Annotated in this window: 21 protein-coding genes and 2 tRNA genes; 5 read left to right on the forward strand and 18 right to left on the reverse strand. The window is 59.7% G+C overall.

Going from position 1 to position 24683, the window contains the following annotated elements; translation table 11 throughout:
• Positions 1-131: 131 nt before the first annotated feature.
• Positions 132-2033: a potassium transporter Kup gene (locus F8N43_RS10250; protein ID WP_150630758.1), complete on the forward strand. Its 1902-nt coding sequence runs from the start codon at positions 132-134 to the stop codon at positions 2031-2033.
• Between the two features lie 200 nt (positions 2034-2233).
• Here F8N43_RS10250 and F8N43_RS10255 read toward each other — a convergent pair whose 3' ends face one another.
• The 5 genes from F8N43_RS10255 to F8N43_RS10275 form a co-directional block, all read right to left on the reverse strand.
• Positions 2234-2539 (reverse strand): DUF3077 domain-containing protein, encoded by a 306-nt coding sequence (locus F8N43_RS10255; protein ID WP_150638844.1) that lies wholly within the window; start codon positions 2537-2539, stop codon positions 2234-2236.
• Positions 2540-3148: 609 nt separating this feature from the next.
• Complete coding sequence (locus tag F8N43_RS10260) at positions 3149-4444, reverse strand: virulence factor family protein (RefSeq protein WP_150653712.1); 1296 nt, start codon at positions 4442-4444, stop codon at positions 3149-3151.
• Positions 4444-7086, reverse strand: coding sequence for a bifunctional lysylphosphatidylglycerol flippase/synthetase MprF (gene mprF, locus F8N43_RS10265; protein ID WP_150653713.1), 2643 nt, complete (start codon positions 7084-7086; stop codon positions 4444-4446). The genes F8N43_RS10260 and mprF overlap by 1 nt, the downstream gene beginning before the upstream one ends.
• A gap of 278 nt (positions 7087-7364) precedes the next feature.
• Positions 7365-7441, reverse strand: a tRNA-Met gene (locus F8N43_RS10270).
• A 323-nt stretch (positions 7442-7764) separates the two neighbouring features.
• Positions 7765-7841 (reverse strand) — tRNA-Met (locus F8N43_RS10275).
• A gap of 301 nt (positions 7842-8142) precedes the next feature.
• Here F8N43_RS10275 and dinB point away from each other — a divergent pair.
• On the forward strand, positions 8143-9204 hold the full coding sequence (dinB, locus tag F8N43_RS10280) for a DNA polymerase IV (RefSeq protein WP_150630751.1): 1062 nt from the start codon (positions 8143-8145) through the stop codon (positions 9202-9204).
• Between the two features lie 141 nt (positions 9205-9345).
• Here the strand turns inward: dinB and F8N43_RS10285 are convergent, their stop codons facing one another.
• The 4 genes from F8N43_RS10285 to F8N43_RS10300 form a co-directional block, all read right to left on the reverse strand.
• Complete coding sequence (locus tag F8N43_RS10285) at positions 9346-10299, reverse strand: hypothetical protein (protein WP_150639905.1); 954 nt, start codon at positions 10297-10299, stop codon at positions 9346-9348.
• 17 nt (positions 10300-10316) lie between these two features.
• Positions 10317-12032, reverse strand: a complete 1716-nt coding sequence (locus F8N43_RS10290; RefSeq protein ID WP_150639904.1) for a proline--tRNA ligase — start codon at positions 12030-12032, stop codon at positions 10317-10319.
• A gap of 130 nt (positions 12033-12162) precedes the next feature.
• A complete protein-coding gene (locus tag F8N43_RS10295; protein ID WP_150630748.1) occupies positions 12163-13728 on the reverse strand; it encodes an AmpG family muropeptide MFS transporter in 1566 nt (521 codons plus the stop codon).
• Positions 13729-13771: 43 nt separating this feature from the next.
• Positions 13772-14125, reverse strand: coding sequence for an MGMT family protein (locus tag F8N43_RS10300; RefSeq protein WP_150630747.1), 354 nt, complete (start codon positions 14123-14125; stop codon positions 13772-13774).
• A gap of 252 nt (positions 14126-14377) precedes the next feature.
• Between F8N43_RS10300 and F8N43_RS10305 the strand changes: the two genes are divergently transcribed.
• Positions 14378-15385, forward strand: a complete 1008-nt coding sequence (locus F8N43_RS10305) for a DUF481 domain-containing protein (RefSeq protein ID WP_150653714.1) — start codon at positions 14378-14380, stop codon at positions 15383-15385.
• A gap of 110 nt (positions 15386-15495) precedes the next feature.
• Here F8N43_RS10305 and F8N43_RS10310 read toward each other — a convergent pair whose 3' ends face one another.
• On the reverse strand, positions 15496-15705 hold the full coding sequence (locus F8N43_RS10310) for a cold-shock protein (protein ID WP_002554837.1): 210 nt from the start codon (positions 15703-15705) through the stop codon (positions 15496-15498).
• Between the two features lie 354 nt (positions 15706-16059).
• Here F8N43_RS10310 and dcd point away from each other — a divergent pair, with 354 nt between their 5' ends.
• Together dcd and F8N43_RS10320 are read left to right on the forward strand one after the other, a co-directional pair.
• Positions 16060-16626, forward strand: coding sequence for a dCTP deaminase (gene dcd, locus F8N43_RS10315; RefSeq protein ID WP_007904652.1), 567 nt, complete (start codon positions 16060-16062; stop codon positions 16624-16626).
• Positions 16627-16733: 107 nt separating this feature from the next.
• Positions 16734-16943: a hypothetical protein gene (locus F8N43_RS10320; protein WP_017336784.1), complete on the forward strand. Its 210-nt coding sequence runs from the start codon at positions 16734-16736 to the stop codon at positions 16941-16943.
• Between the two features lie 26 nt (positions 16944-16969).
• Here the strand turns inward: F8N43_RS10320 and pdeM are convergent, their stop codons facing one another.
• The 8 genes from pdeM to F8N43_RS29325 form a co-directional block, all read right to left on the reverse strand.
• Positions 16970-17626, reverse strand: a complete 657-nt coding sequence (gene pdeM / locus F8N43_RS10325; protein ID WP_150653715.1) for a ligase-associated DNA damage response endonuclease PdeM — start codon at positions 17624-17626, stop codon at positions 16970-16972.
• Positions 17626-20103: a ligase-associated DNA damage response DEXH box helicase gene (locus tag F8N43_RS10330; RefSeq protein ID WP_150653716.1), complete on the reverse strand. Its 2478-nt coding sequence runs from the start codon at positions 20101-20103 to the stop codon at positions 17626-17628. The genes pdeM and F8N43_RS10330 overlap by 1 nt, the downstream gene beginning before the upstream one ends.
• 110 nt (positions 20104-20213) lie before the next feature.
• Positions 20214-20978: an ABC transporter ATP-binding protein gene (locus F8N43_RS10335; protein WP_150639900.1), complete on the reverse strand. Its 765-nt coding sequence runs from the start codon at positions 20976-20978 to the stop codon at positions 20214-20216.
• Between the two features lie 13 nt (positions 20979-20991).
• On the reverse strand, positions 20992-22110 hold the full coding sequence (locus tag F8N43_RS10340) for a succinylglutamate desuccinylase/aspartoacylase family protein (protein ID WP_150631020.1): 1119 nt from the start codon (positions 22108-22110) through the stop codon (positions 20992-20994).
• Positions 22111-22122: 12 nt separating this feature from the next.
• Positions 22123-22833 carry an ABC transporter permease gene (locus F8N43_RS10345; RefSeq protein WP_150631019.1) on the reverse strand — a complete coding sequence of 237 codons (711 nt, stop codon included), beginning with the start codon at positions 22831-22833 and terminating at the stop codon, positions 22123-22125.
• Entirely contained in the window at positions 22830-23558 is a 729-nt protein-coding gene (locus F8N43_RS10350) for an ABC transporter permease (protein ID WP_150631018.1), read from the reverse strand. The genes F8N43_RS10345 and F8N43_RS10350 overlap by 4 nt, the downstream gene beginning before the upstream one ends.
• Before the next feature lie 56 nt (positions 23559-23614).
• The gene (locus F8N43_RS10355) at positions 23615-24397 is read right to left on the reverse strand and encodes a transporter substrate-binding domain-containing protein (RefSeq protein WP_017336791.1); all 783 of its coding nucleotides are present in this window, start codon (positions 24395-24397) and stop codon (positions 23615-23617) included.
• 146 nt (positions 24398-24543) lie between these two features.
• Positions 24544-24681 (reverse strand): hypothetical protein, encoded by a 138-nt coding sequence (locus F8N43_RS29325; protein WP_191623665.1) that lies wholly within the window; start codon positions 24679-24681, stop codon positions 24544-24546.
• Positions 24682-24683 lie beyond the last annotated feature (2 nt).

Here is a 24683-nt window from a genome sequence, read left to right on the forward strand (position 1 = left end):
CGCGCCGTTACGCTTTACCAATTTTTTACAGTCAACAAAACGTCTGTAACGTCATGTAAAACAGCGCATGCTGCACGGCAAAGCATAGTGCTTCTTATAAGAAGTCCGGGTCTGAGTAGTAGGAGTTTTGGATGGGGCAGGCAAGTAGTCAGGCGGCGGGTGCCGAGCATTCGACGGCGAAGCCGATCGGCATGCTGGTCGCGGCGGTCGGGGTGGTTTACGGCGATATCGGCACGAGCCCGCTGTACACCCTCAAAGAAGTGTTTTCCGGTGGCTACGGTGTGCCGGTCAACCATGACGGCGTGTTGGGCATCCTGGCGCTGATCTTCTGGTCACTGATCTGGGTCGTCTCGATCAAGTACATGATGTTTGTCCTGCGCGCCGACAACCAGGGCGAAGGCGGGATCATGGCCTTGACTGCGCTGGCTCGACGGGCAGCGGCGGGACACAAGAAGTTGCGCACATTGCTGGTGGTCTGCGGGCTGATCGGCGCGGCGCTGTTCTATGGCGACAGCATGATCACCCCGGCGATTTCCGTGCTCTCGGCGATTGAAGGACTCGGGCTGGCCTTTGAAGGCATCGACCATTGGGTGGTGCCGCTGTCGCTGGTCGTGCTGGTGGCGCTGTTTTTGATCCAGAGCCACGGCACCGCGCGAATCGGCATTCTGTTCGGGCCGATCATGGTCACCTGGTTCCTGGTCCTGGGCGCGCTGGGCGTCTACGGCATCATTCAGCACCCGGAAGTGTTGCAAGCGATGAACCCGGTCTGGGGCGTGCGCTTCTTCATCGTCCATCCGGGCATGGGCGTGGCGATCCTTGGCGCCGTGGTGCTGGCGTTGACCGGCGCCGAAGCGCTGTACGCCGACATGGGGCACTTCGGGCGCAAGCCGATTGCCCGCGCCTGGTTCATCCTCGTGCTGCCGGCGTTGGTGCTGAACTACTTCGGCCAGGGCGCTTTGCTGCTCGGTGATCCGGAAGCCGCGCGCAACCCGTTCTATCTGTTGGCGCCAAGCTGGGCATTGATCCCGTTGGTCGGCTTGTCGACCCTGGCCACGGTAATTGCCTCGCAAGCGGTGATTTCCGGCGCGTTCTCCCTGACCCGTCAGGCGATCCAGCTCGGTTACATTCCGCGCATGCACATCCGGCACACGTCTAGCGCCGAACAAGGGCAAATCTACATTGGCGCGGTGAACTGGGCGCTGATGGTTGGCGTGATTCTTCTGGTGTTGGGTTTCGAATCTTCCGGCGCCCTCGCTTCGGCCTACGGCGTGGCGGTGACCGGCACAATGCTGATGACCACCATCCTGGTGTCGGCGGTGATGCTGTTGTTGTGGAAATGGCCACCGCTGCTCGCTGTTCCGGTGCTGATTGGCTTCCTGTTGGTGGACGGTCTGTACTTCGCCGCCAACGTGCCGAAAATCGTCCAGGGCGGTGCATTCCCGGTGATCGCCGGTATCGCGCTGTTCGTGCTGATGACCACCTGGAAACGTGGCAAACAACTGCTGGTGGAGCGCATGGACGAAGGCGGCTTGCCGCTGCCGATTTTCATCAGCAGTATCGCCGTACAGCCGCCGCACCGCGTCCAGGGCACCGCGGTGTTCCTGACTGCGCGCCCGGATGCCGTGCCTCATGCGTTGTTGCACAATCTGCTGCATAACCAGGTGCTGCATGAGCAAGTGGTGCTGTTGACCGTGGTCTACGAAGACATCCCGCGGGTACCGCCGAGCCGACGTTTCGAAGTCGATTCCTACGGCGAAGGGTTCTTCCGGGTGATCCTGCACTTTGGCTTCGTTGACGAACCGGACGTGCCGCAAGCGCTGAAGTTGTGCCATCTCGATGACCTCGACTTCAGCCCGATGCGCACCACCTACTTCCTCAGCCGCGAGACGGTCATCGCCTCCAAGCTCGAAGGCATGGCCCGTTGGCGCGAGGCGTTGTTTGCGTTCATGTTGAAGAATGCCAATGGCAATTTGCGGTTCTTCAATCTGCCGTTGAACCGGGTGATTGAGTTGGGTACTCAGGTCGAGATGTAAGCCCCCGACATCAAAAAGCCCCCGTTGCCAGTGAGGCAGCGGGGGCTTTTTTATGTCTGGTGTATTTGATCTCAACCCAATGAAGATCCCTGTGGGAGCGGGCTTGCCCGCGATGACGGTGGCAGTTCCAGCGTTGATGTGACAGGCAGACCGCCATCGCGGGCAAACCCGCTCCCACAGGATTTGTGATGTTCAGGTCATTATTTTTTAGATTCGGTTTTTGTCCGAGTCGGTCGCTCCAGCACCTTCACTGCATCATCCACCACGGCCTTGCTCATCGCCGTCAGATAATGCGCGGCCCAGGCGTGTCGGTCGGTGTCTCGGGCGTAGGCAGCATCTTTAGCCAGCTCCTTGGCAAGGAACAGAAAATCGGAGGCCATGGCTAAAGCATCGCTGAGGGGAACGTCTCGCGTGACATGGAATAGGGGTTGGTTTGAGCAGTAGATGACGGGGGTGAGGCCGATGGTTTTCAGTTCTGAGGGAGCGGACGAATCTGTTTTGTTCATAGGGGTAACTCCTTGACTTAAGGGGCTGCCACGTTCGTTTCCAATCGAATGGGTGGCAGCTGTGCGCAGGTTGGAAAACCGGGAGCCAAGGAAACCGGCACGCTCGAAGGCGTCCCACGCACAGCCGCCATAACAAAGAATCACAGCCGTAAACGACTGCAGTCGTGATGGGGTTGTTGTTTCGCTTGACTTGACGGGTTTCCAAGCCCGATCGCTGAAAGATCAGCGACGACCAGAGACTATCCCGTCAAAGAAAAGCGCAACAAGGCATCAAAGTGCCCAAAAAACACGATTCGGAGTTTGCCTACAAGGTCTGCGGGCGTCATCTGATATTTCGATACCTTAAGTCAACGAAACTAAACGCGGCGAGCGATGTTACACATCGCCGGAGTAATGGCCGAGCACTTAACTTGAAAGCGGTAAAGATCCAATGTGGGAGCGGGCTTGCCCGCGATGGCGGCGGCAGCTTCGAATTGATGTGACAGACATACCGCTATCTCGGGCAAGCCCGCTCCCACAGGGGGCTGCGGGGTGTGGTTGAGTTGAATACAAATGAAAAAGCCCCCGCTACCGTGAGGTAACGAGGGCTTTTTTGAGGGCAGGTTCAGATCACTCCTGAGCCGCCGCATCCTTCGCCTGACGCTTCTCGATCACATCCACCAGCCGCTGGGCCAGTTTCGGGTAGTTCTCGTCGAAGTGGTGGCCGCCGGGCAGTTTGATGGCTTCGCCCACGGCGGTCTTGTCGGTGCAGCCGCTTTCGTCGATTTCTTCTTCGCCGAAGATGCACACCACTTTCTCTGGTGGCAGCTTGGCCATTTCCGGGCCGGTGGCGGCTTCTTTGCCGGCGTTGCCGAGCCAGCCTTCGACTTCGATTTCGAAGCTGCCGGTGCGGGCGAAGGCCAGCAGGATGATTGCGTCGACGCGTTGCTGTTCCGAGGCTTCGAGGCGGTTGTAGATCGCCGGCAATACGTCAGCACCGAACGAGTAACCGGTCAGAATGAAGCGCTTGGTGCCCCATTTCTGCCGGTAGTGCTGCATCAGTTCGGCGAGGTCCAGGGCGCTTTGCTCCGGGCTCTTGTGCTGCCAGTAGTAGCGCAGGGTGTCGATGCCGACCACCGGGTAGCCGATCTTGGCCATCTCGCCCGCTACGTCGCGATCGAGGTCGCGCCAGCCGCCGTCACCGGAGAGAAACAGGGTGACGGTGTCCTTGGCCTGACCGGCCGGCACTTCCACCACTGGAATTTGCAGGCCGCCAGCGGCTTTGTCGCCACCGACGAGGAGCTTGCGCAGTTCGTTGTTCAGCACTTGCGGCAGGTTGATGTCGTAGTCGCTGATGCTGGTTTCGGCGTTGGGTTGGTCGCGCACGAAGCCGGCGCTGGTGTCGTCCGGGTTGTCGTTCCACGCCACCAGCCAGTGGCCGTGAGCGGCGCTTTTTGGCAGCAGGTGGGTGCAGCCGGGTTTTTCCAGGGCCAGGTCTACGGAAACGGCCTGGGATTTGTCGTCCTTCTGCTCGGACAACCAGCGCCAGGCCAGCACGGCGCCAGGGCCGATGCCGCTGACCAGGGTCGCCGGGCCTTTGAGTTCTCTGAGGCCCGCTTGCAGGGCGCGGCTTTGCAGCAGGCATTCCTTGGGCAGGATCACCTGAACGATCTGCGCCGTGCCGGTGCGGCTCAGGGTCATCAATTGTTTGTCGCTGAGCTTCTGGTCTTCATTGACCGCCACCAGCACTTGGGCGCGTGGCGTATTGCCGGGGATGACGCGGGTCATCGCAGCGCCGTCGGCGGGTGTCAGCCGTTCGAGGGTCGGTTCCGGCGCCGGGCGTTTGAGGTACCAGTAACCGCCACCGAGAATCAGGGCCAGCACTACCAGTGTGGCCAGTACGTACCGCAGGGAGCGTTGAATCATCAGCGTTTCACCAATCCAGTCAAGCCGCCCGCAATCAGGGCAGCAGTGTCGGCCAGGGCCACCAGCGGATCGAGTCCGGCGGGCACGGCCATATAACGGGGTTCCCAGTCAGGCTGGAACTTGTCTTTAAAACGGCGCAAACCTTGGAAGTTGTACAGCTGCTCACCACGGCGGAATACCATCGAGCCCAGACGCTGGGTCAGTGGTGCGCCGCGACGGGGTTGCAACCCCGACAGCGGCACCATGCCCAGGCTGAAACGCGCGTATCCATGATTTTTATAATGCTGAATCAGGCCGACCATCATGAACTCCATGGTCAGTTTGGGGGCGTCCGGGTGCGCGCGCATCAGGTCGAGGCTGGCCAGGTCATGACCGTAGGTCTCGAGCAAATTGGCGAACGCCACAGGGCGCCCTTCGAAACGAATCACCGCGATGCGGAAATGCTTGAGGTAGTCATCACTGAAGCGGCCGAGGGAGAAGCCTTTCTCGCGCACGTTTTTGCCGGTCAGCCAGGCATCGGAAATCACCTTGAGCTCATCCATCGGCGCATGTCCTGGCTCATGGATTTCCAGCGACAGGCCGTCGCGGGTGCCACGGTTCCAGGTGTAGCGCAGGTCTTTCATCTCTTTGCCTTTGGCTTCGAGATCAAAGCGCTGCAGATCGACCCGGGCTTCTTCGCCGAGCTTGATCGCGGTCAGGCCGATGTCCATGTAGTACGGCAGGTTTTCCGCGCGGACTTGATAGAACACGGGGCGGGCATGGTGGATGTCGCAGAGGTCGCGGAACTGCCAGATCATCTCGGCGCGTTGTTGGGTCGGCCCGATCGGGTCGTACAAGGCCACGAGGCTGCGCCCACGGCGGGCGTACATCAGGAACGCCTCGTCGTTAGGGTGGAACAGCAGCGCCTTGTCACCGGTCAGGGCGAGGCCACCGTCCGGTTGTGACGACGCCATCAGGATTTTTACCGCACGGTCCAGTTCGTCCGGCGTGGGCAGGTGGATCACCGGGCGCGCGGTGCGCAACAGCCAGGTCAGCGACACCACCACCAGCAGCACGGCGGCGCCGAGCAACGAGCGCAAGCCACGCGGGGCGTCGGCGTCGAGGGTGAACTGCCACCAGAGTTGATGACTGTACGGAACGTCCTGATAAGCGAACAGCAGCAGCCAGATCGACGCTCCGAGCACGCACAGGCTCGACACCAGATACAGCGGCGAAAACGGCAATTCGGTCAATCGGCTCGGGCGATAGAACGAGCGCCGGAAAACCCCCAGCAGGCTCGCGGTCAGGGTCATCAGGCAGGCTTCTTCCCAGTCGAAGCCTTTGAGCAACGAGAGCACCGCACCCACCAGCAACAGAATAGTGGTCAGCATCCACGCGGCCGACAGGCGTCGGCGCAGGCCTTGAGCCAGCAGCAGGCAGAGCACGCCGACCAGGCTGGCGCCGAAGTGCGAAGCGTCGACCAGTCGATGGGGAATCAGAAAGCCGATGTGCTCCAGGCGCGTATCGATTTCCGGGGTCACGCCGGAAAACAGCAACACCACGCCGGACAGGAACACCAGCACCGCCAGAATCGGCGCGGCCAGACCGGAAGCGGCGCGCAAGGACTGACGCGTCTGAAACAGGCGCTGGCCTTCGTTGATCAGCAGGAGCAAACAGGCGACGAGTAGCGGCAGCACCACGTAGATCAGGCGATAGAGCAACAGCGCAGCAGCCAATGGCGCGGCGCCAAGTTTGTCGGCGAAAGCGGCCAGCAGAATCGCCTCGAACACCCCGACACCGCCGGGAACATGACTGAGCACGCCTGCGGCCAGGGCCAACAGGTACACCAGCAGGAACGCACCGAAGGGCGGGGCCTCCGGTAGCAACAGATACAGCACGGTCGCGGCGGCGGCGACGTCGAGGGCGGTAATGATCAGTTGCAGAAACGTCAGGCGGCGCCCGGGAAGGCGCAAGGTGCGACGGCCGACCTTGACCAGCAGGTTGTCCGGATAGGGCTGCTCCGGCAGGCGCCGGCGATAGATGCCGACGGCCAATACGGTAAACAGCAGCAACACCGCAGCGGCAATCGCAGCCAGCAACGTCTCGGAGAGTCCAAGGGCGGAGGAGGCGGCAGGCAGGTTGCTCAGCGTGGCGAGGGCGGCCAGCGGGGGCAGGGCGCAGCCGAGCGAGAGGCTGGCGAACAGCGTCATGTGAGCGACTTCCGAAGCCCCCAGACCATGACGTGCATATAAACGGTAGCGAACCGAGCCGCCCGAGAGCATCGACAGACCGATGGCATTCCCAATGGCGAATGCCGTAAACCCACCCAGGGCTAGAATCCGCGGGGCCAGCGTTACGCCGGCGTAGCGGCTGGCCGACCATTCGTAACCGAGCAATATGATGAAGCCGACCACGGTCGCGGCCAATGCGCCGAGCAATGCCGGTTTCGGTACGTCGAGAATGGAGTCGTGCAGAGCGTACAGATCGAGTTCGCTCAACAAGTGGTGACAGGCAATCAGCGCGATAGCGAACAACAGCAGGGTGACCGCCAGGCCAATGGGCTGACGGTACTTGCTGACCAGATCAAGCAAGCGCAAACGCTCGGCCTTGATCGGTTGTGTCGCTGTGACGGTGTCTTGTGAATCAGACGAGTTGGCGCGCATCAATCACCTCTTGGATTGTGCGCGACAGGATGGGGGTATCCAGCCAAGTTACCAATCCCTGTAGAAAAAAATAATCACAAATATTAACGCCTCTCACCGGTTGTCGGCGATGGCATGTCATCCGTCGTAGGGGGTTCGGTCTGCGATTCAGCATAGGCTGAACTCAGAACTCTGGTGATCCCGTACGCTTCCCTACACAGTGACAGGTCATTGTTGCGAAAGGACTTTTTCAACAGATACAAAAAAGGCCACTCTTTCGAGTAGCCTTTTTTGATGTTTGGTTGCGGGAGCCGGATTTGAACCGACGACCTTCGGGTTATGAGCCCGACGAGCTACCAGACTGCTCCATCCCGCGTCTGTGTGGCGGCATTCTATAGAGATACGCCTGTGTGTCAACCGTTAATCCGGAACCGGGTCAAATAAGCGTAAATAAGCGGCGAACGGTCGCAGGGGAGACCTAACTTCTGGAATCAGAACGGTTTCTCATTCCTGGGGGAAAAACAGATACCTGAGCGAGTTTGCTCCGGGCGGCGTTCCGACGGTGGTCGTGAACGAAAACGCGTAAAACCAGATACCCCGTGGTGGCCTTGAGGTTTTCGCGAGCAAGCTCGCTCCTGCAGTGGGTGTTTTCGGCACGCACAAAAAAGGCCACTCTTTCGAGTAGCCTTTTTTGATGTTTGGTTGCGGGAGCCGGATTTGAACCGACGACCTTCGGGTTATGAGCCCGACGAGCTACCAGACTGCTCCATCCCGCGTCTGTGTGTCGGCATTCTACAGAGGATCGCTGGGCTGTCAACCTTAAATCCGGATAAAACCTGTTCTGGTTCAATCGCTTAGCTTTGATTGAGGGCGATGTGATCGGCTGTGAGTCAGGCGTGGCAAGGCTTGCAGCTCTATTGGGGGCGGTCAGTCGATTGAAAAAATAAATTCCTTCGCGACTTTTCCTACCGGTGGGAAAGAACATTCAGACTACTGGTGCTATATACAGGTGTCAGTGAGATACTGCCGATCCGGCCTGCCATGTCTCCTTTTCTTTGCCATGAACACCGCTTTCATATGACCCAGCGAAAAATCATCCACGTCGATTGTGACTGTTTCTACGCCGCCATCGAGATGCGTGACGACCCGCGCCTGGCCGGAAAACCACTGGCGGTGGGCGGTTCGGCGGATCGGCGCGGGGTGATCGCCACCTGTAACTATGAGGCGAGGGCGTATGGTGTGCGTTCTGCGATGTCGTCCGGGCATGCCTTGAAGTTGTGCCCCGACCTGACCATCGTCAAGCCGCGCATGGACGCCTATCGAGAAGCCTCGAAGGAAATTCACACGATCTTTCGCGATTACACCGACCTGATCGAGCCGCTTTCCCTCGATGAGGCCTACCTCGATGTGTCTGACAGCGCACACTTCGGCGGCAGCGCCACGCGAATTGCCCAGGACATCCGCCGACGGGTGTCCAATCAGTTGCATATCACGGTCTCGGCCGGCGTGGCGCCGAACAAGTTCCTGGCCAAGATTGCCAGTGACTGGAAAAAGCCCAATGGTTTGTTCGTCATTACCCCGGATCAGGTCGAGGATTTCGTCAGCGGTTTGCCCGTGAGCAAGCTGCACGGCGTGGGCAAAGTGACCGCCGACAAACTGGGCAGGCTCGGCATTGTCGATTGCTCGCATTTGCGCGAATGGGACAAGTTGGCGCTCGTGCGTGAATTCGGCAGTTTTGGCGAGCGACTTTGGAGCCTGGCCCGTGGGATTGATGATCGGTTGGTACACAACGACAGTCGGCGGCAATCGATCAGTGTCGAAAACACGTATGACGTGGACCTGCCGGATCTGGTGAGCTGCCTGGATAAATTGCCGGAGTTGCTGGAAACCCTGGCGGGCCGCATGGCGCGGATCGACGACAGTTATCGGCCAGGCAAGCCGTTCGTCAAAGTGAAATTCCATGACTTCACCCAGACCACGCTGGAACAGGCCGGGGCAGGGCGGGATCTGGGGAGTTATCAGCTGTTACTGACCCAGGCGTTCAATCGCGGCGGGAAGCCGGTGCGGTTGTTGGGGATTGGGGTGCGGTTGGAGGATTTGCGGGGCGGGTTTGAGCAGATGGAGTTGTTTGAGCGGTAGGGGCAGAGTTTTGATGCCGTTGTGACTGTCAGGCCGCCATCGCGGGCAAGCCCGCTCCCACAGGGATTTGAAGGGATCACAAATAATGTGTTCACAGCAGATACCTGTGGGAGCGGGCTTGCCCGCGATGCTTTTCAGGCTTTAATTCGGTCCCGGATCCGCCACCAATCGCCCGGCGTCCTTGGTCAACGACTTGAGGAATTCGGTCTGCAGCTCAGGATCGTTGCGAGTCAGCTCGATCAGGCTTTGTTCCAACTCACTGGCTTCTTCTTCCAGACCCAGCTCCGACAGACGCTTGACCCGGTGTACCCACTGGCTCACTTCGTCGTCTTCGAGGTCGTCGTAAATCAGCCCGTGGGCTTCAAGCAGTTTGCCGCGCAACGAGCTGCTGACGGCCAGGGTCGAGTCGGTGTGCACATCGTCCTGAGCATCTTCGACCTTGATCAGCAGCCGACTCAGGTGATTGATGTCATGTTCGGCGAACGGGCTGTCGAGCAGATTCAGGCGCAAGACACCGCTTTTGTCGGTGCTCAGCTCGAACGTTTCCTTGCCAGCCTTGACCTCCACCGGACGCTCGCTCCAGGGCAGGCTCGAGTATTCCGTGCGCTTGTCGAGCTGGACTTCGTCGATGCCGGCGAGGTTCTGTTGCGCACGACCGTGAGAGGGCGCGTTCATGAACGGGTTGAGCCCGGCGAAACCGTAGCTGAACCAGTCCTTGGTCACGCTATCCGGCAGGTTGCCGAGGGCGAACACGTTGACCACGTTCGCGCCGACACCCGCCACCACGGCCACCGCGCCCAGCGGGATCTCGTAGACCTCCCGCCAGGGTTGGTAAGGCGTGTAACGATCGTAATGCCGCGTGACTTCGAACTCAGTGACCTCGAAGGTCTTCTGCTCGTGGATCTTCACACGACGTTGCGGCAGCTCAAGCACCTTGGGCTCACCGACATCGATCTGCAGGCTGTGATCGAGCAATTTGCGCTCGACGCGCTCCTCGTGCTCGCTGCGTTGCGACATGTGATTGGCGCAGCCGCTGACCAGCAGGGTGCCGCACAGGGCGGCACCACCGAGGCCTAAGGTGTTTCGCTTGAACATGACTTCTCTATCTGGTGTCAGCGGCGGATACGGGCCTGGAGGAAGGACAGCACGTCAGCGACCGGCAGCGCTTGCGCCTCGGACTCGGTGCGGCTCTTGTATTCCAGATTGCCTTCGGCGAGGCCGCGGTCACTGACCACGATCCGGTGAGGAATGCCGATCAGCTCCATGTCCGCGAACTTGATGCCCGGGCTGGTTTTCTTGTCGCGATCGTCCAGCAGCACTTCGAAGCCGGCCGCAGTCAGTTCTGCGTACAGCTTGTCAGTGGCTTCGCGAACCAGATCGGTTTCGTAGCGCAGTGGCACCAGGGCGATCTGGAACGGTGCCAGGGTGTCACTCCAGATGATCCCTTTCTCGTCGCTGTTCTGCTCGATGGCGGCTGCAACCACGCGGGAAACGCCGATGCCGTAGCAACCCATTTCCAGGGTCACCGGCTTGCCGTTCTCGCCCAGCACTTCGCACTTCATCGCTTTGCTGTACTTGTTGCCCAGCTGGAAGATGTGCCCGACTTCGATGCCGCGCTTGATTTCCAGGGTGCCTTTGCCGTCAGGGCTAGGGTCGCCAGCCACCACATTGCGCAGGTCGGCAACGGTCGGAACCGGCAGATCGCGCTCCCAGTTCACGCCAAAGTAGTGTTTGTCGTCGATGTTCGCACCGATACCGAAGTCGCTCATCAGCTCGACGGAACGGTCGATGATGATCGGCAACGGCAGGTTAAGCGGGCCGAGGGAACCGGCACCGGCGCCAATGGCGTCGCGCAATTCGCTTTCGGATGCCATGACCAGCGGACTGGCAACGCCTGGCTGGTTGGCGGCCTTGATTTCGTTCAGCTCGTGGTCGCCACGGATGATCAGGGCAATCAGTTTGCCCTGCTCTTCAGCGTGAACCACCAGGGTCTTGATGGTCTTCTCGATCGGCAGGTTGAAGCCTTCGACCAGTTGCGCGATGGTCTTGGCGTTCGGTGTGTCGACCAGGCGCAGCTCTTCAGCCGGTGCAGGGCGGGAAGTTTCGCGCGGCACGGCTTCGGCCTTCTCGATGTTCGCGGCGTAGTCGGAACCGTTGCTGAAGACGATGTCGTCTTCGCCGGATTCGGCCAGAACGTGGAACTCGTGGGAGCCGGCGCCGCCGATGGAACCGTTGTCGGCTTCAACAGGGCGGAATTTCAGGCCCAGGCGGGTGAACACGTTGCAGTACGCCTGGTGCATGCGGTCATAGGTGACCTGCAGCGAAGGCTGGTCAGCGTGGAACGAGTAGGCGTCCTTCATGATGAATTCGCGGCCGCGCATCAAACCGAAGCGTGGGCGGATTTCGTCACGGAATTTGGTCTGGATCTGATACAGGTTGATCGGCAGCTGCTTATAGCTGCTCAACTCGTTACGCATCAGGTCGGTGATCACTTCTTCGTGGGTCGGGCCGGCGCAGAAGTCGCGACCGTGGCGATCCTTGAAGCGCAGCAATTCAGGGCCGTATTCTTCCCAGCGACCGGATTCCTGCCACAGCTCAGCCGGTTGAGTACTCGGCATCAACACTTCGAGAGAGCCCGCGGCGTTCATTTCTTCACGAACGACGGCTTCGACCTTGCGCATTACTCGCAAGCCCATCGGCAGCCAGGTGTACAGGCCTGAGGCGAGTTTGCGGATCATGCCGGCGCGCAGCATCAGCTGATGGCTGATGACGACCGCGTCGGAAGGCGTTTCTTTCTGTGTGGCGAGCAAAAATTGACTGGTGCGCATGGTTGGCCGTTGTCGGTTGCTGATGACGAGAAATGACGGAGCATTGTACGGGCGAGATCTGCTGGCGTACAGGCGCGCGGTCGGTGGTGTGGCAGGAGGGCGGGATTCGCCGCGCCCTCTGCGAAACTTCCTACGATTCTTCCGCGACCTGGGTCGGAGTCGGGGTCGGTTCCGGCGTCGGTTTCGGACCTTCGCGACGGTTCTCCTGGAACCAGTGCAGGGCGATCAACAGCAGCGTCGGAACGCCCAGCAGCGCGGTGATCAGGAAGAAGTTGTGATAACCGAATTTTTCCACCATGACCCCTGAATACCCACCAATAAGGCGCGGGAGCAGGAGCATGATCGAGCTGAGCAGCGCGTACTGGGTTGCGGAGAACTTGAGGTTGGTCAGGCTCGACAAATAGGCGACGAAGGCCGACGTCGCCAGGCCTGAGCTGAAGTTATCCAGGGAGATGGTGCCTATCAGCATGTTCAGGTTGGCGCCCATGTCGGCGAGCATCAGGAACAGCAAGTTAGTGCCGGCCGACATAATACCGCCGATGAACAGGATCGGCAGGATGCCGAAACGCACGATCAGCAGGCCGCCCATGCCGGCGCCGACCAGCGTCATGATCAGGCCGAAGATCTTGCTGACGCTGGCAATCTGATCCTTGGTGAAGCCTTGGTCGATATAGAACACGTTGGCCATCACGCCCATCACCGTATCCGACATCCGGTACGTGGCGATCAGCCCGAGCAGCAGCAGCGCTTGCCAACGGTAACGCAATATGAAGTCGTTGATCGGGGTCAGCACCGGCGCCAGGCCACGACGGCCCATGGCCGACAGGCACAGCGCGGTGAGCGAGGTGTAGAGGATCGCCCGCAGGAATGCGCGGTCTTCCAGCAGCAGATCGAGCAGGCTCACGCCGTCAAACAGCACGCTGGCGAAGTCGGTGTTGTAGAGCTGGGTGAACATGGCCGGCACGGAAACCAGCAGCACGATCAGCACGAACACCGAGGCCAGCTGATGCGCAAAACTGTAGCGCCCGGCCTGCAGTTGCGTGCGCAACGGCACCGGTGGTTCGCGCATGAAGAAAGAGGTGAGCAGCGCCGGAACCATCAGGGCGCCGAACAACAGGTAAGTGCCGGCCCATGCCGAATGCTTGTAGTTGAAGCCGGTGGAGCCAAAACCTTCGGCGAAGAACAGGGCGCCGGCGGTGGCCAGCAGCGCCGCGATCCGATAGCCGGACATGTAGCTGGCGGCCAGGGCAGCCTGGCGGCTGTCGTCGGCGATTTCCAGGCGATAGGCGTCGACCGCGATGTCTTGCGTCGCCGAGGCGAAGGCAACGACGACGGCGATGGCAATCAGCCAGGACAGGTGTTTTTGCGGGTCGCAGAAACCCATCCCGATCAGGCCGAGGATCACCAGTGCCTGGGAAAGCACCAGCCACGAGCGACGGCGACCGAGCTTGCCGAGCAATGGCAGGCGCCATTGGTCCAGCAACGGTGACCAGACCCATTTAAAGGCGTAGGCCAGACCGATCAAGCTTGCATAGCCAATGGTTTCGCGAGCCACACCGGCTTCACGCAGCCAAACCGAAAGTGTCGAAAACACCAGCATGTAGGGCAGGCCGGCGGCGAAACCAAGCAACAACAGCACAAGTGTCGATGGGCTGGCATAGGCGGCGAGCGCGGCGCGCCAGGTTTTACGGGGCATGGGCTGAAGTCTGCCTCAAGATTACGGAAACAAAGCGCGCACTCTAACCGCTGTGCTCTACCGGGCGCCAGCCATGGCGCTGAATATCAACACGATTGTTCAGGACACTGATGCCTTCGCAGCGTAATCGCGCACGCTGCTCATCCCCCGAAGGGCTGCCTGCCGGGAGGCTGATCCGACCACCGGCACCGAGTACGCGGTGCCAGGGCAGTTTGGTGTCACCGGGCAACTGGCTCAGGGTACGACCGACCCAGCGTGCCGCACGGCCGAGTCCTGCCAGCTCGGCAAGCTGACCATAACTCACCACTTTGCCCTCGGGCACCTGCGCCAGGGTCAGGTAGAGCGCCGTGCGTCGGATTTGCGCGGCGCTTTCTGTTTCGATGGTTGGGTCGGTCACGGCCGGGGTCCTGTAGGAGCGAGCTTGCTCGCGATGAGCGTCAACGATGACGCGAACTGTCTGGAGTAACGCGTCTGTTTCGAGTTTATCGCGAGCAGGCTCGCTCCTGCAGTGGGTTACCGTCTGTAGGGTAAATCCTCGATCAGTAACTGAGAAATGAACTCAATAGAAATAGTCGGGTCAGTCCTTGTCAGGGCCTTATTCCTACCGATAATGCCGACTTTTTTCGCAAACTTGAGCCTGTATTTGCTTATGGTGTCCAGAACCCTGCTGTGCCTCGCTGTCCTGAGTGCATCCACGCCCTTGCTCGCCGACACCGTCTGGTTAAAAAACGGTGACAAGCTGAGCGGCAAGATCACGCTGTTCGACGGCGGCAAACTGTTGATCCAGACCGAATACGCCGGTGCGGTTCCGATCGACTGGAAACAGGTCAAAACCCTGGAGAGCGATCAGGAGTTGCTGGTCAAACAGGAAGCCTACAGAGGCGAGAAAGCCAAGTCGTTGCACGCGGCGGATGACGGCAAGGTGACGCTGGAAAACGGCGAGGCGCCGAAGACGGTCGAACTGGCGAGTATCCAGCAGATTCTCAAACCCAAGCCGGTCGTCGAAGATCTGGTCTGGAAAGGGAATATCGATGCGGCGCTGGATTACCAGCGGGCGGAAAAGGACACCGATGACTACGACGTCGACTTCAAGACCACTGCACGCCATGGCAGATGGCGGCACATCGCGGAAGGCGAGTACAACCGTGAATTCCAGGATGACGTGGTCACCAGCGACAACTGGCGGGGCGAGTACTCCCTCGACCGCTTCCTGACCGAGAAATGGTTCTGGCAGGGCCGCGCTGTCTATAAGCGTGACAAGGTTGAAGAACTCTCTCGTCAGCGCACCGTCGGTACCGGTCCGGGTTACCAGTTCTGGGATGACGAGCTAGGCGCATTCTCGCTGGGCTCGCTGGTCAACCGAACGGATTACCAATTCGACGATGGCAGCAAGGAAAACTTCTATTCCCTGGCGATGAAGTGGGATTACAACCGCTACTTGATCGGCAAGAAGGTGGAGTTCTTCACCAATGGCGAAGTGGGTAAGCCGTTGTCGGGCGTGGCGGATTATGCGCTCGATGCGGAAATGGGCTTGCGCTACAAAGTGACCGAGTGGGCGTCGCTAAACCTGAAGGCTGAGCGAGACATCATCAGCGGTACTGACGATGCCGATCTGGACAAGACCCGCTACACCGCAGGATTCGGTGTGGCCTGGTAAGACGCAAAAAATCGCAGCCCGTGGGCTGCGATTTTTTTTGCCTGCAAAACACACAGACACAAAAAAGCCCCGCTTTTGAGGGCGGGGCCTTTTACTAAAGCAAGTACAAGTTAGATAACTTGAACTTCTTCAGCTTGCATGCCTTTCTGACCGCGGGTAGCGATGAAAGAAACCTGTTGGCCTTCTTTCAGGCTTTTGAAGCCGTCGGATTGGATAGCTTTGAAGTGAACGAACAGGTCGTCACCGGATTGTGGAGTGATGAAGCCGAAGCCTTTTTCATCGTTGAACCACTTAACGGTACCAGTTTGGCGATTAGACATGGTGTAACTCCTTGAACAAAGATAACTGCGACGCAGGAAGAACCCTGGCCGAGACTGAGTGCAAAGAGCAGGAAAAATTCTTGTAGATGGTTGGATCGAAATTCAACATATCGTGTAGAGATTCTCAGTGACACAAGCAGCACAGTGGCGCCACCTTAACCCTTTTTCCGGGACGTGCCAATGCTTCCTGCGAAGGTTTCTCTGTTTTCGTGACTGACGGTGCATGGTATTGCGGTGAAACGCCGGAATTTATGGGGGATCGGCGCGAATTGCGCCACGGTCTTTGAACCCTAAGCGCGCGCCCGGTAAGATGCCGGACAGATTTTTTCCACCTCGCTATTCAGGACACACGCCATGAGCATCAAATCGGACAAGTGGATTCGCCGCATGGCGCAAGAGCACGGCATGATCGAACCGTTCGTCGAGCGCCAGGTGCGCGGCAGCGACGATAGCCGTGTGATCTCCTACGGCGTGTCGAGCTACGGCTATGACGTTCGTTGCACTAATCATTTCAAAGTGTTCACCAACATCAACTCGGCAATCGTCGATCCGAAAAATTTCGATGCCGGCAGCTTCGTCGACATCCATAGCGACGTCTGCATCATCCCGCCGAACTCTTTCGCCCTGGCCAGTACCGTCGAGTACTTCCGTATTCCGCGCAACGTATTGACCATCTGCCTGGGTAAAAGCACCTACGCCCGCTGCGGCATCATCGTCAACGTCACCCCGCTTGAGCCTGAGTGGGAGGGTCACGTGACCCTGGAATTCTCGAACACCACCAACTTGCCGGCGAAAATCTACGCCAACGAAGGCGTGGCGCAGATGCTGTTCCTTGAATCCGACGAAGAGTGCGAAGTGTCCTACAAGGACCGTGGCGGCAAGTACCAGGGCCAGCGCGGCGTGACCCTGCCACGCACCTGATCGACTCATCTGGCAGGTGGCGGGAATTCCTGAGCGGGTAGACACTCTATTGGGGTGTACTGCCCGGTTTGCGTACAGCGGACGGGGCCAATGCTCAGGAGTGCTCTATGAAGATCGATCCGCGAATAAGTGCCGAACTGGCAAGGCTTGAGCCCAATCAGGTTGGCGTTTTGGCCTGGTCCTTGTTGGCACATCCGCCAATCAGTATGGCAGGGGGCATCCCCGGTCAGCCTGATCCCGATACGCCCAACGAACAACCCACCGAACCCGGTGAGCCGACCCTGCCAGATGAGCCGCCTCCCGCTCCGGTTGCGTGATTTTCAGGTTTTGGACGAATGGCCAGTCAGCCGACTGGCCATATTTCGTTGTCGCCTATGACAAAAATCCTGCAGATATCATCCCGTTCTACCGGGTACCCACCGGTAAACGCACCGAAAGCCGGTAGCAGGCTGATGCGCTCTCCCAGTCTGAAACACGCCAGTCGCAAGCGTTGCCGACCTCTGCCGTTCAGCCGATAAACCGGATGTACATGTCCGGCGAGTACATGTCGCTCCGGATGGGAGGCTGGTTCGTGCTGCAACGCGAACGGCCCCAAGAGCAGCGGCTCAGGCACCACACGGATGTTTAGCGACGCGGGCGGATCCCCGGCGCGTTGGTCGTGGTTGCCGCGAATTAGCGTCATCGACAGATCAGGGTGCCGAGCCCGCCAGTCAGCCAGTGCCTTCAACGTCGGGGGTGCATGGGAACCAGGCCCGTGAAGGAAGTCCCCGAGGAAAATCAGTTGGCGACAGGGCAGCGCCGCCAGCAAGCCATCCAGCACGGCGATGTTCCGGGACGTAGTGCCTCTCGGGACCTGCTGACCAAGCCTGCGATACGCCGCCGCTTTGCCAAAATGCACGTCGGCGATCAGCAAGGCGTGTTGCGCCGGCCAGTAAATGGCTTTTTCCGGCAGCAGCCACAATTCTTCGCCGGCCAATCGCACGGGATAGGGCGCGCTCATCAGGCTTTCCCGGTTTCGGCGGTTTTCTCGAGGTCGCCGACCATGCGTCTGATACGGTCCGCGAGTTTTTCCGAACTCATGGCTTCGCGCATGCGTTCCACCAGCAGAGGGAAGCCGAGGGGCGTAGGACGTTTGACTCGATGCAGGTCGAGTCTGAGCTGACTGATGCGCGCCAACATCTGTTCCATGCGTTGAATATCCAGTTCCTCTCGTAAGACTTCTTCCCCAGCCTGGGCCAGCAACAGATTCTCCGCGTCGTACTGTTTAAACACTTCAAAAAACAACCCGCTCGAGGCTTGAACCTGACGTGTACTTTTAGGCGCACCGGGATAACCGGCGAACACCAGCCCGGCAATTCGCGCGATTTCCCGAAAGCGCCGCAGCGCAAGCTCTCCGGCATTCAGACTGGCGAGTATGTCCCGCAGCAAATGTTCAGCACTCAACAAATCCGGGTTCAACACCTGTAGCCAATCCACTTCAGTGGGGCTGAGCAACTCCAGCCCGTAATCGTTGACCGCAATGGAAAACGTCACCGCCTGTTGTTGACTGACCCGCCACGCCAGCAAGCTCGCCAATCCCAAGTGCACCCGGCGGTCGGCGAAGGGGTAGAGGAACAGATGCCAGCCTTCACGGGATTTCAACGCTTCGGCCAGCAGGGTTTCCGAGGTCGGCAGTCCGGACCAGCGTTGCTGGACTTCCAGCAATGGACGTAGCGCCCGCATTTCCGGGCCGATGAATTCGCCCTGCGCGGCGGCACTGAAACGCGCGACCACCGCTTGGGCGAGTTCGTTGGAAAGGGGCATCCGCCCGCCATTCCAGCGCGGCACGGCGGCTTTTTTCGCGGTGCTGCGTTTGACATAAGCGGTCATGTTTTCCACCCGAACCAATTCCAGCAAACGGCCGGCAAACAGAAATCCGTCGCCAGGTTTGAGCCGTGCGATAAAACCCTCTTCAACACTGCCCAACTGCTTTCCACTGCCGCCCTTGCTCCAGAACTTCAGCTGAATGCTCGCGTCGCTGACGATGGTCCCGATGCTCATGCGATGGCGGCGGGCCAATCGCGCATCCGGTACGCGCCAGATACCCTGTTCATCCGGTTCAACCCGGCGGTAATCCGGGTAAGCAGTCAGGGAAAGCCCACCGTGACGTACGAATGCCAGCGCCCAGGTCCAATCGGCCACGGTGAGGTCGCGATAAGCCCAGGCGCCGCGTACTTCTTCGTACAACTCGTCAGGAATAAACCCACCGCCCAACGCCATGCTGACCAGATGCTGCACCAGCACATCCAGCGGTTTATTCGGCGATTCACGGGGTTCGATCCGGCGTTGCGCCACGGCGTCCCGGGCTGCAGCGGCTTCGATCAGTTCCAGGCTGTGCGTCGGCACCAGCGTCACCCGCGAGACGCGTCCCGGCGCGTGACCGGAACGCCCCGCCCGCTGCATCAGGCGCGCCACGCCTTTGGCCGAGCCAATTTGCAGCACCCGCTCCACCGGCAGAAAGTCCACGCCCAGGTCCAGGCTGGAGGTGCAGACCACCGCTTTGAGTTGACCGTCCTTGAGGGCGCGCTCGACCCAATCGCGGGTGTCGCGTGACAGCGAGCTGTGATGCAAGGCAATCAAGCCGGCCCAGTCAGGGCGTGCTTCCAGCAGCGCCTGATACCAGATTTCGGACTGGGCACGGGTGTTGGTGAAGACCAGGCTTGCGGGGCTGGCATCCAGTTCTGCGACCACCTGCGGCAACATTTTCAAACCGATGTGCCCGGCCCATGGAAAACGCTCGATGGCGGGCGGTAGCAGCGTGTCGACGCGCAATTCCTTGGTGCGTTGCCCTTGCACACTGACGCCAGCGCCCTGTGGGATTAATACCTGTTCGGCGTGGGCCTGATTACCCAGCGTCGCAGAAACGCCCCACACGATCAGTTCAGGATTCCACCGACGCAGGCGGGCGAGGGCCAGTTGCAGTTGTACGCCGCGCTTATTGCCGAGTAACTCGTGCCACTCGTCGACCACCACCATGCGCAAGGTCGACAGCGCGGTTTGCGCATCGGTCCGGGCGAGCATCAGGGTGAGGCTTTCCGGGGTGGTGATCAGCGTGGTGGGCAGGCGTCGACTCTGCCGCGCGCGTTCGCTGCTGCGGGTGTCGCCGGTGCGCAGGCCGACGCTCCACGGGATCTGCAAGTCGAGCAGCGGTGCCTCCAGTGCACGCGCCGTGTCTGCGGCCAAGGCACGCATAGGCGTGATCCATAGCACGGTCAGCGGTTGGGCCACCGGTTTGCGTTTTTGAGGTTGTTCTACTGAAGAGGCGAAGCGGTTGAGTGCGGCAAACCACACTGCATAGGTTTTACCGGCACCGGTACTCGCGTGCAGCAACCCGGACTGTCCTTGCTTGACGGCCGCCCACACCTGTTTCTGAAAGGCGAACGGTTGCCAACCGCGAGCGGTGAACCAGTACTTTGCGAAGTCGGGGGAGGTTCCCATGCCGGCGGTGTGCGCTCTGAAAGTGTTCTTTCAGTGACCGCGACAAACTGTGAAAGGTTTAATGACGAAATGCGGTCCTGCAGGAGCAGGCAAGCCGACTCCTGCAGGGGTTACTTGAGATTGCCGCTTAGGAACTGCTTCAACCGCTCGCTCTTCGGATTGCCCAGCACGTCTTCCGGCGCACCTTCTTCCTCGACCAGGCCCTGGTGCAGAAACAGCACCTGGCTCGACACTTTGCGGGCGAAGCTCATTTCGTGGGTGACCATGATCATGGTCCGCCCTTCTTCGGCCAGCCCCTGAATCACCCTGAGCACTTCACCCACCAGCTCCGGGTCGAGTGCCGAGGTCGGTTCGTCGAACAGCATGACTTCCGGTTCCATGGCCAACGCTCGGGCAATGGCCACCCGTTGCTGCTGTCCCCCGGAAAGAAACGCCGGGTACTGGTCTGCCACGCGCGCGGCCAGGCCGACCTTGTCGAGATAACGGCGTGCGCGGTCTTCGGCTTCCTGCTTGCTGCAACCCAGCACCCGGCGCGGCGCCATGGTGATGTTTTCCAGCACGGTCATGTGGCTCCACAGGTTGAAGTGCTGAAACACCATGGCCAGGCGGGTGCGGATCTTTTGCAGTTCATCGGCGTCGGCCACGTGCATGCCATGGCGATCCTTGATCATGCGGATGTTCTGACCGTCCAGGGTCATGGCGCCGTCGTTGGGTTGTTCGAGAAAGTTGATGCAGCGCAGGAAGGTACTTTTGCCCGAGCCGCTGGCGCCGATCAGGCTGATGACGTCGCCGGTGTTGGCCTTGAGTGACACGCCTTTGAGCACATGATGATCGCCATAGCTTTTATGCAGGCCTTCGATGGTCAGTTTGTACATGGGGCATGCATCCTCAAGGCGAAAGTAGGTAACCGCTGCGATAGGCTTCGGTGCCCGCGACGTGGGCGATCACCATGCCGGCAGTGGCCATGCGCCGCAGCGAACGGGCGTACATCAGCCCGGCGACGGTGCAGTGAACGGGGGTGACGAGATCGTTGACCGGATCGATGATTTCGGCAATCAGTTGCCCGGCTTCCAGGTATTCCCCCGGCAGCGCGGTGAACACCAGCAAACCGCCCACGGGCGTGGCCACCGGTTCGACGGCGGCCAGCGGCGTGGCGGGATACGGCAGTTCCGGCAGTGGCGCCGGTTCGCCGGCAATCGCGCCGAAATGAATCAGGTAATCGAGCAACGCCTGGCAGTCGAGGCTGGCCAACGGGTGATTGACGTCGCCCTGGCCGCGCAATTCGACGGTGACCGAGAAGCTGCCGAGCGGAATGGCGAAGTGTTCGCCGAAGCGCTCTTTCAACTGCCACCAGAGCAGGGTGAAGCACTCGTCGAACGACTGACCGCCGGAATCGGTTGCCAGCAGGCTGGCTTCGGCACCGATGTAACGGGCCAGCGGCTCGACCTGTGGCCAGGCCTCGGGCGTGGTGTAGAGGTGCGCGACTGCTTCGAAATCGCAATGCAGGTCCAGCACCATGTCGGCATCACAGGCCAGTCGTTGCAGGACAAGACGCTGGGATTGCAGTTGAGTGCTGGCAGTCTGTCGCGCCAATGCATGACGCAGGCTGCTGCGGATCAGTTCGAGGTTGCGCTGCGGATCGTCGCCGAGCAGGCCTTCGATCTCATTGCCAACCTCTTCGCTCAAATCGACGAACCAGCGGTTGAAGTTCTGCCCGCTTTCGAGCTCGTAGCGGCCCAGCGGCACATCCATCAGCACTTGTTCGAGGCCGACCGGGTTGGCAACCGGCACCAGCACGATTTCGCTGCGCAAGTGGCCGGCGGCTTCGAGCTCCGCCAGGCGCTGCTTGAGGTGCCAGGCGACCAGCATGCCGGGCATTTCATCGGCGTGCAGGGACGCCTGGATGTAGATCTTGCCTTGGGCCGTCGTCGGGCCGAAGTGGAAACTGTGAATCTGTCGTGCGGTCCCCGGCAGTGGGGCCAACAGGTCATGTATCTGGTGGCGCATGTGCGAAAAGTCCTAGTGGGTCGGCCCGAGGAACGCCAGCCATCGGCGTTCGGCGAGGCGGAACAGGCCGACCAGCGCAAAGGTAACGGTCAGGTAGATCAACGCGGCGATGCCGAACGACTGGAAGGTCATGAAGGTCGCCGAGTTGGCGTCCCGCGCGACTTTAAGGATGTCCGGGATGGTTGCGGTGAACGCCACGGTGGTCGAGTGCAGCATCAGGATCACTTCATTGCTGTAATACGGCAACGAGCGACGCAGCGCGGAGGGCATGATCACGTAGGCATACAGCTTCCAGCCGGTCAGGCCGTAGGCCTTGGCCGCTTCGACTTCACCGTGGGCCATGCTGCGGATCGCCCCGGCGAAAATCTCCGTGGTGTAGGCGCAGGTGTTCAGGGCGAAGGCGAGGATGGTGCAGTTCATCGCGTCGCGAAAGAACGCATCGAGTATCGGCTGCTCGCGCACGGCGGCCAGGCTGTAGATCCCGGTGTAGCAAATCAGCAGCTGGATATACAGCGGCGTCCCACGGAACAGGTAAGTGTAGAACTGCACTGGCCAGCGAATGTAGAAATGCGGCGACACCCGGGCGATGGACAGCGGGATCGACACCAGGAAACCGATGAAGATCGACGCACTGAGCAGCCACAAGGTCATGGCCAGGCCGGTGATGTTGTAACCGTCGGTATAGAGGAAAGGTTTCCAGTATTCCTGCAGGAGTTCGATCATCGTACGGCCTCCCGGGAGCCGGCGGCGTAGCGGCGTTCAAGCCAGCGCAGGATGAAGTTGGAAGCACTGGTGATCAGCAGGTAAATCAGCGCGGCCAGCACCAGGAAATAGAACAGTTGATAGCTGCTTTTGCCGGCGTCCTGGGCAGCCTTGACCAGGTCGGCGAGGCCGATGATCGATACCAGCGCGGTGGCCTTGAGCATCACCATCCAGTTGTTACCGATGCCCGGCAGGGCGAAACGCATCATCTGCGGGAACACCACGATCCAGAACCGCTGGCCACGCTTGAGGCCATAGGCGGTGGCCGCTTCAACCTGGCCCCGTGGCACCGCGAGAATCGCGCCACGGAAGGTTTCGGTGAAGTACGCGCCATAAATGAAGCCCAGGGTGATGACCCCGGCGCTGAACGGGTTGATCTCGATGTATTCCCATTCCATGAAGTCGGTGAACGACGTCAGCCAGGTTTGCAGGCTGTAGAAAATCAGCAGCATCAGCACCAGGTCCGGCACGCCGCGAATCAGCGTGGTGTAGATCTGCGCCGGGACGCGCACCAGTTTGACTTTTGACAGTTTGGCACTGGCGCCGAGCAGGCCGAGCAACACGGCCACCAGCAGCGACAACGCCGATAATTTGATGGTCATCCAGGTGCCTTCCATCAGCAACGGACCGAAGCCCTTGAGGCTGAAGGCAGAGAGCCCCAGATTTTGTAAGAGGTTTTCGAACATAAATCAGCAACCTGATCGGATGAAAAAAGCGCCCATCGCGAGATGGGCGCCGGGCATTATTTGCCGCTGTACAGATTCAGATCGCCAAAGTGTTTCTTCTGAATGGTGGCGTAGGTGCCATCGTCGTGTAACGCTTTGATACCTTTATCCAAAAGTGCCTTGAGGTCTTTGTTACCTTTAGAGATACCGATAGCTGTTTTGGCTGGCAGCAATTCGCTGTCCACCGGCTTGCTGACTTCGTAGCCTTCGCCTTTAGGCGACTTCAAAAAGCCCAGTTCGGCTTGCAGCATGTCCTGGATGGCCGCGTCGAGGCGACCGGACATCAGGTCCGAATACACCTGATCCTGGTTCTGATAGGCCTGGGTTTTCACGCCAGCCTTGTCCAGCACGGCCTTGGCGTAGGCTTCCTGAATGGTGCCTTGCTCATAGCCAACGGTCTTGCCTTTCAGCGAAGCAACGTCTTCGCTCAGACCGGAACCTTTCTTGAACACGTAAGCGGTTGGGCCGGAGAACAGCTCGCTGGAGAAGTCGATGACTTTTTCGCGGGCCGGGGTGACGGTCATCGAAGAGATTACGCCGTCGAATTTATTGGCCTTGAGGCCTGGAATCATGCCGTCGAAATCGCTCTCGACCCATTTGCACTTGACCTTCAGCTCGGCGCAGATCGCGTTCCCCAGATCGATGTCGAAGCCCACCAGGCTACCGTCGGCCGCTTTCGACTCGAACGGTGCATAGGAAGGGTCAACGCCAAAACGCAGTTCTTTGTATTCCTTGGCCAGCGCGGAGCCGGCAGCCATGCACAACGCCAGTGCAGAAAGGGTCAGCAATGCTTTTTTCATTATTCAATCCCTAAGAACCAATATGAGCGCTTGTGGCGCAGAATTATTGTTACTGGAAAGCGTAAGACCTAATGAAAGTAGCAATTTCCGAACCAGAGTGCCGAACAAGCGTTTAAAAGGTGATTCAGGAAATGGCTGGGCGGGATTTATGCACGGAAACGGGCGCCGGTAAATGGCTGCACCAAATTTGCACAGATGAGCCTGCTTTTTGCAGGAGCTGGCTTGCTGGCGATCAGACCGACGCGGTGCTTCAGCGTGACCGCGTAATCGTTCATCGCCAGCAAGC

It is taken from the genome of Pseudomonas fluorescens (assembly GCF_902498065.1).
GTDB lineage: Bacteria > Pseudomonadota > Gammaproteobacteria > Pseudomonadales > Pseudomonadaceae > Aquipseudomonas > Aquipseudomonas fluorescens_BJ.